Source organism: Kurthia gibsonii (assembly GCF_006539985.1).
GTDB classification, from domain to species: Bacteria; Bacillota; Bacilli; order Bacillales_A; family Planococcaceae; genus Kurthia; species Kurthia gibsonii.
The window spans coordinates 1-12,247 of sequence record NZ_BJOB01000019.1; the positions used below are offsets into that span (position 1 = coordinate 1).

The 12,247-nt window shown below is 35.9% G+C and carries 10 protein-coding genes, 1 tRNA gene and 1 pseudogene; 5 read left to right on the forward strand and 7 right to left on the reverse strand.

The features are described from left to right. Window positions 1–164 precede the first annotated feature (164 nt). On the reverse strand, window positions 165–1,493 hold the full coding sequence (locus KGI01_RS07555; protein WP_141274191.1) for an AAA-type ATPase lid domain-containing protein: 1,329 nt from the start codon (window positions 1,491–1,493) through the stop codon (window positions 165–167). 181 nt (window positions 1,494–1,674) lie between these two features. Here KGI01_RS07555 and pruA point away from each other — a divergent pair, with 181 nt between their 5' ends. Together pruA and KGI01_RS07565 are read left to right on the forward strand one after the other, a co-directional pair. Then, the gene (gene pruA / locus KGI01_RS07560) at window positions 1,675–3,219 is read left to right on the forward strand and encodes an L-glutamate gamma-semialdehyde dehydrogenase (protein WP_141274192.1); all 1,545 of its coding nucleotides are present in this window, start codon (window positions 1,675–1,677) and stop codon (window positions 3,217–3,219) included. A gap of 163 nt (window positions 3,220–3,382) precedes the next feature. Further along, window positions 3,383–3,685 (forward strand): antibiotic biosynthesis monooxygenase family protein, encoded by a 303-nt coding sequence (locus tag KGI01_RS07565; protein WP_141274193.1) that lies wholly within the window; start codon window positions 3,383–3,385, stop codon window positions 3,683–3,685. Between the two features lie 115 nt (window positions 3,686–3,800). Here the strand turns inward: KGI01_RS07565 and KGI01_RS07570 are convergent, their stop codons facing one another. From KGI01_RS07570 to KGI01_RS07580, 3 genes are all read right to left on the reverse strand, one after another. Next, on the reverse strand, window positions 3,801–4,526 hold the full coding sequence (locus KGI01_RS07570; RefSeq protein WP_141274194.1) for a 3-ketoacyl-ACP reductase: 726 nt from the start codon (window positions 4,524–4,526) through the stop codon (window positions 3,801–3,803). A 152-nt stretch (window positions 4,527–4,678) separates the two neighbouring features. Then, window positions 4,679–5,851, reverse strand: a complete 1,173-nt coding sequence (locus KGI01_RS07575) for an aminotransferase (RefSeq protein ID WP_141274195.1) — start codon at window positions 5,849–5,851, stop codon at window positions 4,679–4,681. After that, window positions 5,851–6,351 carry an Lrp/AsnC family transcriptional regulator gene (locus tag KGI01_RS07580; protein WP_068452175.1) on the reverse strand — a complete coding sequence of 167 codons (501 nt, stop codon included), beginning with the start codon at window positions 6,349–6,351 and terminating at the stop codon, window positions 5,851–5,853. Before KGI01_RS07580 ends, KGI01_RS07575 begins: the two co-directional genes overlap by 1 nt. 541 nt (window positions 6,352–6,892) lie before the next feature. Here KGI01_RS07580 and mqo point away from each other — a divergent pair. Beyond that, complete coding sequence (mqo, locus tag KGI01_RS07585; RefSeq protein WP_141274196.1) at window positions 6,893–8,371, forward strand: malate dehydrogenase (quinone); 1,479 nt, start codon at window positions 6,893–6,895, stop codon at window positions 8,369–8,371. 140 nt (window positions 8,372–8,511) lie between these two features. Here mqo and KGI01_RS14260 read toward each other — a convergent pair whose 3' ends face one another. Both KGI01_RS14260 and KGI01_RS14265 read right to left on the reverse strand, forming a co-directional pair. Next, window positions 8,512–9,144, reverse strand: a complete 633-nt coding sequence (locus KGI01_RS14260; protein WP_458859446.1) for a methyl-accepting chemotaxis protein — start codon at window positions 9,142–9,144, stop codon at window positions 8,512–8,514. A gap of 138 nt (window positions 9,145–9,282) precedes the next feature. Then, window positions 9,283–9,801: pseudogene (locus KGI01_RS14265) on the reverse strand (protoglobin domain-containing protein); the annotation flags it as partial. A gap of 404 nt (window positions 9,802–10,205) precedes the next feature. Here KGI01_RS14265 and sstT point away from each other — a divergent pair. Both sstT and KGI01_RS07600 read left to right on the forward strand, forming a co-directional pair. Then, window positions 10,206–11,411: a serine/threonine transporter SstT gene (gene sstT, locus KGI01_RS07595; RefSeq protein ID WP_141274198.1), complete on the forward strand. Its 1,206-nt coding sequence runs from the start codon at window positions 10,206–10,208 to the stop codon at window positions 11,409–11,411. A gap of 55 nt (window positions 11,412–11,466) precedes the next feature. After that, window positions 11,467–11,540 (forward strand) — tRNA-Arg (locus tag KGI01_RS07600). 140 nt (window positions 11,541–11,680) lie between these two features. Here the strand turns inward: KGI01_RS07600 and KGI01_RS07605 are convergent. Continuing rightward, window positions 11,681–12,214: a recombinase family protein gene (locus KGI01_RS07605; RefSeq protein ID WP_141274199.1), complete on the reverse strand. Its 534-nt coding sequence runs from the start codon at window positions 12,212–12,214 to the stop codon at window positions 11,681–11,683. Between the last annotated feature and the right edge of the window lie 33 nt (window positions 12,215–12,247).

Genomic DNA, 12,247 nt, shown 5'->3' on the forward strand with positions numbered 1-12,247 from the left:
GAGTGACCCATTTCCGCTCTCGAATGTCCCGTTTTGATCGACGAATGTCCCGAACCACCGAGCGAATGTCCCAACACCGCTCTCGAATGCCCCATTTTGCTGGATGAATGTTCGAATTCACATGAAACTAGTCAATTGAAGTCTTCTAATTCCTCTAAACCCTACTACTTCACAAACTGTTTTGCGTCAATTTGAAAATTTTTCATGCGATATTGGAGACTTTGACGGCGAATGCCAAGTGCTTCGGCGGTTTTAGAAATATTCCCATCATACATTTCAAGCGCTTTTGTAATGTAATATGCCTCAACTTCTTTCATGTAGTGGTCGAGGGGGCGAAGGTCGTTCGAGTTTTCAATAATAAATAACTCACTTGAATTTTGTTCTTCCGTCGGTAAGCTATTTTGAATTTTCCACTTGAAATGAGGTGGGAGTAAGTTTACATCAATGACGGTTTCAGTTGTAATGATGTTCGTCATTTCATCAAGAAGAACTTCAAGCTCTTTTAAATTACCAGGCCAATCATAATTTAAAAATAGTTCCGTTACTTCAGGAGAGAGTGCTTCAATGGACGAGCCATATTGATCGCGATGACGCTGGAAATAATCGTTAATGAACGGCATAATATCTTCTTTTCGCTCACGTAGTGGCGGAATATAGATTGTAATTGATGAAAAAAGACGATACAGATTTTTAGAAAGTGCCTGTTCCTGAATTAAATCAATTGGATCTTTACCAACACTCGCAATCATCATATGTCCATGGTTTGGATGTTGTTCAAATAAAGCTACAATTTTCTCCTGTGCCTCAATAGATAAATATTCAATGCGCTCAGCGAAGAACGTAGTGTGCTCTTCTTTTGCGATATATTTTTCAAACTGTTTTAAAATGGTTTCTTCATCGCGACGACAAATCATCGTAACAAATGCTTGGTTTGGGTGCTGTAAATCATGATGAATGCCTTCCGCAATCATATCAATTCCTGTTCCTGATTCGCCAATGAGTAGAACAGGCATCTTACTTAGTGCCACAATTTTCGCTTTTTGAATGACATCTTTCATGACAGTAGAAATAGCTGTAATAATATCAAATGTTAGTGGCGCACCGTACCTTCGAAGAGGACGGTACATCATAAATTCGAGTTGTGTAATATCGCGTGCGAATTCTACAGCCCCGATTAATTCTTGTTGTTCATACAGGGGATAGATATTGCTAATATAGGTGACTTCTTGATTTTTCTTGTTCCAAAATGTCTTTTTATGGTTAATTAATGGCTTTTCAGATTGTAGTACATGGTAAATTTCACTTTGCTCATTTTCGAAATCAATAATTTCATGAGCGCGGTGATTTTCGAAGTCAATCGTTTCGATGCCTTCAAGTTCACGCATCTTTAGATTATAGATGACGAGGTTTCCTTCTACATCTACAACACGGATTCCTGTATCACCTTGTTCGATAATGTATTGATAGATATGTAATAGTTTTTGCTTTTCCATATGTTCCTCCTGTATCGCACTTCTTCCCTTTATTTTACCATCTGTTTAAAAATTTTGAGGGGATTTTAAAAAATTTAGAAAATTCCTATTGATTAATGCTAAGTAATATTGCATTATATACTTAGTTGAGAAATTTATGTGCAAAATAATTTGGCACTTCAAAAACAAGGGGGAAATATACATGATTCCATACAAACACGAACCATTTACAGATTTTTCAAAAGAAGAGAATAAAGCAGCGTACTTAAAAGGATTAGCAACAGTAGAAGGTTACTTAGGTCAAGCATATCCATTAATTATTGGTGGCGAACGTGTAACGACTGAAGATCAAATCACTTCTTACAATCCAGCAAAGAAAACAGAAGTAATTGGTACAGTTTCAAAAGCAACGAAAGATTTAGCTGAAAAAGCGATGCGAGTAGCAGATGAAACATTCAAAATGTGGAGTCAAGTAGAACCAGAAATTCGTGCAGATGTATTATTCAAAGCGGCATCAATTATTCGTCGTCGTAAATTTGAATTCTCGGCACTATTAACTTTAGAAGCAGGTAAGCCGTGGAATGAAGCAGATGCAGATACAGCAGAAGCAATCGACTTCTTAGAATATTATGCACGCCAAATGCTTCGTTTAAAAGACGGTCAAAAAGTAGAGAGCCGCATGGGCGAATACAACCGTTACGACTACATTCCTCTAGGGGTAGGGATTGTAATCTCACCATGGAACTTCCCGTTTGCAATCATGGCTGGTACAACAGTGGCAGCAGTTGTAACCGGTAACACAGTATTATTAAAGCCAGCTTCTACAACACCAGTAGTTGCTTATAAATTTATCGAAGTATTGGAAGAAGCAGGTCTTCCAGCCGGTGTTGTGAACTATGTACCAGGTTCTGGCGCAGAAGTAGGTGACTACTTAGTAGATCACCCACGTACTCGTTTTGTATCATTCACAGGTTCACGTGATGTTGGTTTACGCATTAACCAACGTGCTTCAGTACTGAATGAAGGACAAATTTGGATTAAACGTGTCATCGCTGAAATGGGTGGTAAAGATACAATTGTTGTCGATAAAGAGGCAGATTTAGAATTAGCTGCACAATCAATTGTGAAATCAGCATTCGGTTTCTCAGGTCAAAAATGTTCAGCTTGTTCTCGTGCAGTCATCGTAGAAGATGTGTACGATGAAGTAGTAGAGCGTGTAGCAGAATTAACAAAAGAATTAACAATTGGTGATCCAACAAACCCAGATAACTTCATGGCAACAGTAATTGATGAAGCAGCGTTTAAAAAGATTACTTCATATATCGAAATTGGTAAAACAGAAGGTAAATTATTAGTAGGTGGAACAGCAGACGATTCAGTTGGTTACTTTGTACATCCAACAGTATTTGCAGATGTAGCGCCAAGTGCACGTATTATGAAAGAAGAAATCTTCGGACCAGTAGTAGCGATTGCAAAAGCAAAAGACTTTGATGAAGCAATTCAAATTGCAAACGATACAGAGTATGGTTTAACAGGTGCAGTTATTACGAAAAATCGTTTAAATCAAGAAAAAGCACGTAAAGAATTCCATGTTGGAAATCTTTACTTCAACCGCGGTTGTACAGGTGCGATTGTAGGTTACCAACCATTCGGTGGTTTCAATATGTCAGGTACAGACTCAAAAGCAGGCGGACCAGATTACTTACAATTACACATGCAAGCTAAAACAACTTCAGAAATGTTTTAATCATGTAACTAGCATCGTATTTTTACGATGCTAGTTTTTGTATATATAATAGGTAGAAACTCAAACTAACTATCTTTAAATAATAATGATAATCATTTTCATTGACAGTGATTCAATTTATTTAGTAAGATAAAGATAATTGGAAAAGAAGGGAAGATTACATATGATTGTACAATTACGTCGCTTTACTGTAACAGAAGGAAATGGCCATCTTGTAGTTGAAAAATTTAAGCAGGGTGGGGGATTAGTGGAGCAACAACCTGGCTTTATTGATAAAACCGTTCTTCAAAAGAAAGTACGTCGTGGTGAAGAAGAAGTAATTATGATGGTACGTTGGGAGTCAGAAGAAGCATGGAAAGCATGGGAGAAAAGCCCAGAACACATTGCGGGACACCGCAATAATCGTGGTAAAGAAAAGCCAGAATATATTGTAAACGTAGACGTTGCAATGTATGAAGTACAATAAAGCAAATAAAAAACAAGCTGGGACAAGATATTTCACTAGCGTTCGCAACGAAAAACTGGAACCGCACCACAGCGCGATTCCAGTTTTTAATGCTTAAGAGATTGTATTTTCTTTTTTAGTATGGATTTGTACCTAAAATTGTTGCTTGTTTTACATAAATACGGTTTGGTAATGTTAATTGGTTAACAATTACTTCTGCAAAGTCTTCAGGATGCATCATGCGATCTACTTTTGATTCATCAATTAAACCAGATTCGCGTGCTAATTCTGTTACAACCGTACTTGGTGCAAGTGCTGTAACACGAATGTTATTACTACGTACTTCTTGAGCTAATGACTCAGTTAAGCCGATAATACCGAATTTAGCAGCTGAATAAGCAGTAGATGTTGCTGCGCCATTTAGACCGTTTGTAGACGAGATATTAATAATATCGCCTTCATTTTTCTCGATTAATTGTGGTAGTACTGCATGGGTTACATGGTACGTACCAAAAATGCCTGTATCAACAATTTTCTTCCACATTAATGGGTCTTGGTCTAACAGTGTACCGAACTCACCGATTCCTGCATTGTTAATTAGAATATCTGCTTTACCTGTTTGTTTTGTTAATGAGTCAATAGCTGTATCGACTTCTTCTAAATTTGTCACATCTGCAGTTACAAAAGCAGCTTTACCACCATCAGCGATGATTTTTTCAGCTACCTCTTTCACTTGTTGTTCTGTACGAGCAAGTAGCCCAACTGTTACACCTTGTTTTGCTAATGCTTCTGCTACAGCACGACCAATACCTCGTCCTGCTCCTGTAATGAATGCTACTTTACCTTCTAGTGATTGTGGCAAATTTATCAATCCTTTCGCTTCTGTTCTACACTTAGTAGTATATGCTTTTCTGGAAATAAAAAAAAGAAATATGCTTATGAATTGGCATGAAATACATCATTTATCCATACTTGCATTCAATATGACTACACAAAAAATCGGAATAATCGTGCTTATTTAAAGTTTTGAATAAAACGTTCGATGCGTTTTAAAGCCTCTTGTAACTGTTCAAGTGAAGCAGCATATGAACAACGAATATGACCTTCTCCACTTTCACCAAAAACATCACCTGGTACAACAGCTACTTTTTCTTGCTGTAAAAGTTGTGCAGCGAACTCCTGTGATGTTAGTCCAGTGGATTTAATTGAAGGGAATGCATAGAATGCACCGCCTGGGTTATGGCATGTAAGCCCCATATCATTGAAAGATTGGACGATGAAATTACGACGGCGACGATAGCTTTTCACCATCTTTTCAACTTGGGAACGACCATTTTTCAGCGCTTCGATTGCCGCATATTGCGACATCGTAGAAGCACACATTAATTGATATTGGAAGATTTTCAGCATTGCTTCAGCAATTGGTTTTGGTGCACAGACAAAGCCAAGACGCCAACCAGTCATTGCAAAGCCTTTTGAGAAGCCCGATACTAAAATCGTGCGTTCATGCATGCCTGGAATGGCTGCCATACTTGTGTAGTCTTCATCATAAGCAAGTTCAGCGTAAATTTCATCGGCAATAATTAGTACATCGTGCTCAATTGCAAACTGTGCAATAGCTTTAAGCTCGGCTTTATTCAACATTGTACCTGTTGGGTTATTAGGAGAGCATAACATAATGGCTTTTGTACGCTCAGAAACGACTGCTTCTAATTGACTCGGTAAGATTTTAAAATCATGTTCTTTTGTTGCTTGAACTGTGATGGCTTTACCACCAGCAAGTTCGACCATTGGAACATAAGATACGAAACATGGCTCAACAACAATGACTTCGTCTCCTGGATCTAAAATGGTACGCATCGCAATATCAATTGCGGAGCTTGCGCCAATTGTAACGATAATTTCATTCTGAGGATGATATGAAACATCAAATTCTTTCTCCATATAATGTGCAATTTCTTGACGTAATTCAAATAGCCCTGCATTTGGAGTATAGGCTGTGTAACCCATCTCAAGAGAGCGAATGGCTTCTTCGCGCACATGCCAAGGCGTAACAAAATCAGGTTCACCTACACCAAGTGAGATGACACCTTCCATGCTTGCAGCAAGGTCAAAAAAACGGCGAATACCTGATGGCTTAAGTTCATTCACCATTTTCGATACGTAAGATTTTTTGGTTAATGTCATTAAGGTGACACCACGATTCGTTGATCTTCTTTACCCGTCTCTAAAACAGTGCCATCATGTTTATATTTTTTTAGGATAAAGTGTGTTGTTGTTGAAATGACAGAATCAAGTGTTGAAAGTTTTTGTGAAACAAAGTTTGCAACTTCGTTCATTGATTTACCTTCCACTATAACAGATAAATCATAGACACCTGACATAAGATAAACCGATTGAACTTGGTCAAAACGATAAATACGTTCTGCGATATCATCGAAGCCCACACCTTGTTTTGGCGTTACTTTCACATCGATCATTGCACGCACACCCGGGTGTTCTTCAACCTTTGTCCAGTCAACAAGTGAGATATAGCGAACAAGGATTTTTTCATCTTCTAATTGCTTGACAATCGCTGTTGTTTCTTCTAAAGAGAACCCCACCATTTTTGCTACATCTTCTAAAGGCATACGTGCATCTTTTTCTAAAATTTCAATAATCTCAATCTGTTGAGCATTTAGTTTCATATAAAATCTCCTCATGTATAACATTTATTTTTTCTTATTATAATACAAGAAAAGCTTATAGGAACATAAAAAATAGAAATTTTCTAAAATTAGTCTATCTGTTATAGAGCAGTAGTAATTTGTTGGGAAATAAGACGTTATACCTATGTGAATTTATATCGTTATATAACTTTAATTGCTACATTTCATAATAAATTTAAGTGAAAAAATAAGGTCATTGAACAAACTTGATGAACAGTCATTCAAAAAACGAATGTCTATTCTTCGCTTTTTATCACATTTTTTCCATTATATATTCACAAATTATGTTAGTTAAATGGTAAAAAAATCTATGTTATGTATGTTTTTTGTTGATTCTTGTTCACAGAATTATCACTTGTTTCGGTCTAGTGTTATTCTAAAAATAATTGTGATACACTAGGAAAAGGATATTTTTGATATTGAAAATTGTATGCAATGTAGTAAGTATGTAATTTGTTAAGACCCTTTGTGTTAGCGCATACATTTTTTCGGCAAAATTTAGTATATAAGGATGGTAAGCATGAGTAACAAACAAACTTCGACTGACGTTATTTTAGTTGGTGCTGGTATCATGAGTGCAACTCTCGGTACAATTTTAAAAGAATTAGCACCAGACTGGAACATTAAAGTATTTGAGAAACTTGATAAACCAGGCCTTGAGAGTTCAAATGAATGGAATAATGCGGGTACAGGTCACTCGGCATTATGTGAGTTAAACTACACACCTGAAAAAAATGGTGTTGTTGAAACTTCTAAAGCAGTCAACGTAAATGAACAATTCCAAGTGTCACGTCAATTTTGGTCTTATTTAGTGGAAAATGGTCATATCCAAAAACCAGAAGAATTCATTAAACCAATTCCACACTTAAGTATGGTACAAGGCGAAGATAATGTAGCATTCCTTAAAAAGCGTTTTGAAGCACTGTCAAAAATCCATTTATTCGATGGAATGGAATACTCTGAAGATCAAGAAACATTAAAACAATGGATTCCATTAATCATGAATGGTCGTACAAGTAGCGAACCAATCGCTGCAACACGTATTGAATCAGGTACAGATGTTAACTTCGGTGCATTAACACGCATTTTAATGTCTAGTCTTGAAGAACAAAATGGTGTAGAAGCAACTTACAATGCTTCAGTTGAAAACATTAAACAAAATGCTGACGGTCGTTGGGAAGTAAAAGTGAAAACAGCTGATGGTAAAATCATTACGCAAACAGCGAAGTTTGTATTCTTAGGTGCTGGTGGCGGTAGCTTACACTTATTACAAAAAACAGGTATTCCTGAAAGTAAACACATCGGTGGTTTCCCTGTAAGTGGTCTTTGGTTAGTATGTAATAACCAAGAAGTAGCAGATCAACATCACGGTAAAGTGTACAGTACAGCTGAAGTAGGTGCTCCTCCAATGTCAGTACCTCACTTAGATACACGCTATATCGATGGTAAAAAAGCTTTATTATTTGGACCGTTCGCAGGATTCTCTCCAAAATTCTTAAAAACAGGTTCAAACTTAGACTTATTCACATCAATTAAGCCGAATAACATTTTCACGTTACTTGCATGTGGTGCAAAAGAAATGGGCTTAACAAAATACTTAATTCAACAATTAATGTTAAATAAAAAACAACGTGTGGAAGAATTACGTAAATTCGTTCCACAAGCAAAAGATGAAGAGTGGGAAATCGTTATCGCTGGTCAACGTGTTCAAGTAATCAAAGACACAGACAAGGGTAAAGGTACACTACAATTCGGTACAGAAGTAATCACTGGCGCAAATGGTTCAGTAGCAGCTTTATTAGGTGCTTCACCAGGTGCTTCTACAGCTGTACAAGTTATGCTAGATGTAATTAACAAATGTTTCCCAGAAAAAATGAACGAATGGGAACCAAAAATTAAAGAGATGATTCCTTCATACGGTAAACAATTAGTGGAAGATGAAGCTCTATTCAAAGAATTACATGCATCAACTGCAAAATCTTTAAAATTAGAAGACTAAAAATGGTGATGAGACATCAGTGTAAAAATCTCATCACATATGAGTACAAGAAAAGCCGGAATCTCGCTACAGCGAGATTCCGGCTTTTCATTGCGAACGCTAAAAAAGAAAATGAAATTTTTCTCATTTTCTTTTTTATTTTAAAATGCATGAATGGTATCATTTAGTTCTTTCGCTGAATTTCGTAGTTCGCTTGAAGTGGAAGACATGGAAGAAATACCGCTTGCTAATTCACTTACTTGTTCGCCAACTTCCTTAATATCACCAATTGTTTTTGTAATATTACTTGAAATATCATCAAAGGATTCTTTGAGTACTTCATTTTGTTCTGTACTTTGGATTACAAGTTGTTGGATTTGATGAATCACTTCCACAACTTCACTTGTTACTTCATTGGATTCTTCTATTAAGAGAGCAATTTGCTCAACAGATGTTTTTGTTTGATCGGCTAATTTACGTACTTCTTCAGCAACAACTGCGAAACCTTTTCCATATTCTCCAGCACGCGCAGCTTCAATTGCAGAGTTAAGTGCCAGTAAATTTGTTTGGTTTGCAATGGATTTAACCATCTCGATTACATCTTTCATTTCAGTAGAAGAATTATTCAGTGCTTGAACCATAGAAGTCATTTCATTTGTCTTAACATGGATTGCCTCAGTTTGTTCACTTAGGTGCTGCATTTGTGCAAGTCCTTTATCAGATGCTTCTTTTGTATCTAGGGACTCTTTTACTGTTGTTTTCACGCTGTTTTCTACACATACTGTATGATTCATTAATTCATTTACAGCTTCTGATGTATGAGATGCTTGTGTATTTAAGTGATCAGCAACAGAGCCTAAGTCTTCACGTACTTTTCGATTTACTTCTTCGCGCTGTTGTTCAATTAATTGATCCGAATAACGATTATATTCTTCTAAAACGAGTTGTTGCTCGAAACTAGAGATTTTACCGAATGCGTCAATTGCTTGGAACTGTTCATGTATAGGTATTGGAAGCGTTTTTATAATTTGGCGTACTTCATATTCTAATTTTTGAAAAGCACCTAAATACCATTTAGGATATAAACCAATTTTCACATGGGCATGTGCTACTTGTTTTCGTGCTTGAATATATGCCGTATCAATTTTCCCAGCAAACATTTGCTCAATATGCCTATAAAGTGTTTGGCTTAGTCGTTCAACTGAGCTATGATTTTGAATCATTTTAGCTAGGTGTGGTGGAGTAGAAATCGCTTTATAGAAATGCTCTACAATTTTTGGTATGTGCGGCAACATATAAGAATGAAGTGCGTGAACGATTTGCAAATCATGTTTTTTTAAATCAATCATATCGAGTTGTAACAGATAGTCTGAATCAGTCAGTGAAATGCCAACATGCTCTACATTCGTTTGCAATGTAGCTGTGGCTGCTTTTGATTTTAAGAAAAACATGGAAAACACCCCCTTTTTTTATATTTGTATCTATAGTACCATTATTGAATATAAAAATCGTGTTTAAAATACTGTATTTATGTAAATTTTTCAAAAAAAATGAATAAACATGTAGATATATTTGTAAAAAAATACACATAAATTTAAAAGAGCATATAAATATTAGTTCAAAAGAACTTTATTTTTTCAGTTTTACACTTTTTAAATAGTGTAAAATATTTTGTTTTTACAGAATAATTAATTATGTAAAAAGAAAAAACGAAAAAAATACATTCTAATATAAAAAATAATCTATAAAACTTAAATTGTTTATGTTAAACTGTATTCTATGAGAATACATTGTGTTTTCTCAGGTGGAAAAATGAATTTATTATTTATATTTGTATAATTTTGGAGGAAAAAATATGCGAAATTTATTTCAAAAGTGGAGCGATACAAGTTTAGTATTGCGTATCGTCATGGGGATCATCCTCGGTGCAGTTTTAGCAGTTGCCTTCCCAAGTGCAACTTGGTTAGCGATGCTCGGTACATTATTTGTAGGTGCATTAAAAGCAGTAGCACCAATTTTAGTTTTTGTGTTAGTTATTAATGCATTAGCAAGCCATGTCAGTGGACAAAAAACAAATATGAAGGGCATTGTCTTCTTATATCTATTTGCAACATTCATTGCAGGAGCAGTCGGTGTAATTGCCGCTAAATTATTCCCTGTTAAATTAACGTTTAAAGAAGTGGATGCAGATTTACAACCACCAGAAAATGTGTGGGGCGTTATGGAAACACTTTTAAATAATATTGTATCGAATCCAGTAGATGCATTAATGAATGCAAATTACATAGGTATTCTTGCATGGGCGATTGTTTTAGGATTAGCATTAAAAGCAGCGAGCAGTACGACAAAAACAGTGATTACGAACTTATCAGAAGCTGTTTCAAAAGTAGTTCACTGGGTAATCAACTTAGCGCCATTCGGTATTATTGGGATTATGTATAACACAATTGTGACAAGTGGTTTTGGAGAATTAAAGCATTATGGTACATTGCTGATCATTTTAGTTGGCTCGATGTTATTAATCGCGCTTGTTATCAATCCGATAATTGTTTTTGTTGTAGCGCGTCGTAATCCATATCCATTGGTATGGGCGTCTTTAAAAGAGAGTGGTTTAACAGCCTTATTTACACGTAGTTCAGCAGCAAATATTCCAGTGAATATGGAACTTTGTGAAAAGTTAGGTTTAGATAAAAACACATATGCGATGTCGATTCCGTTAGGTGCAACTATTAATATGGCGGGAGCAGCAGTTACGATCTCTGTCTTAACGATGTCAGCTGCTTATACATTAGATGTACATGTAGATATCGCAACAGCAATCATCTTGATGGTTGTAACAGCAATTTCGGCTGCAGGTGCTTCAGGTGTTCCAGGTGGTTCATTATTATTAATTCCTTTAGCATGTGGTTTGTTAGGTATTCCAAATGATTTAGCTGTTCAAGTAATTGGTGTGGGTTTAATTATTAGTGTTGTTCAAGATTCTTGTGAAACCGCATTAAACTCTTCATCAGATGTTGTATTTACAGCAACAGCTGAATATGCGGCAGAGCGTAAAAAGTAATAAAAACACTCTTGAATGCTTACAAAAAGAGGCATATACTTATTTGTTGTATATTGTCTCAGTAGCTCAGTAGGATAGAGCAACAGCCTCCTAAGCTGTAGGTCGTAGGTTCAATTCCTATCTGGGACATTTTAAACAGACTGGGATATACGTGTAAAAACACTGTGCCCACATAAGCATAATAAAAACTGGAATCGCGCTATGGCGCGGTTCCAGTTTTTCGTTGTGAACACTAAAAATTTGTTTCAGCGTGTTTTATTATGTCCATGTTATTGATCGAGTTGACGGTAGAGCGTCGATTTTGAAATCCCTGTTTCTTCTTTAATTTGGTGTAATGTATATTGTTTACTATAATACATTTCAATTGCACGTTGCATCTGTACATCTGACTTTTTAGGTCTCCCAATAACAGTTCCGCGTTTTTTTGCCTCTTGTAATGCGAAAGTTGAAGTATGGCGTTTAAAGATAGATTGTAATTTCGAAAAGTAACGTAAACCATCTAATAATGATTTTTTAAATAATTCTGTTGAACACATACATTCATCCAAGAAAATAATTGTAAATTCATCTCGTTCAGCAATTTGCAAGATATCGATTAATTGTTGTGTAGAATCTGCTAACACCTCAATGTTTTGAACATATAACTCATCACCTGTTGTTAATTGCATGAGAAGTTCTTCAAATACCTCTCTATTTTTTGCTAAACCGTGCCTCTCTTCATGTACATCATCCAAATTTACTTGTACCAACTGTTGTGTAACGTCGTTATCACAAACAGTTGGTCTTTTATAACCATATCGCATAATAATCTCCTTCCTAAAAGTATATACTTATGA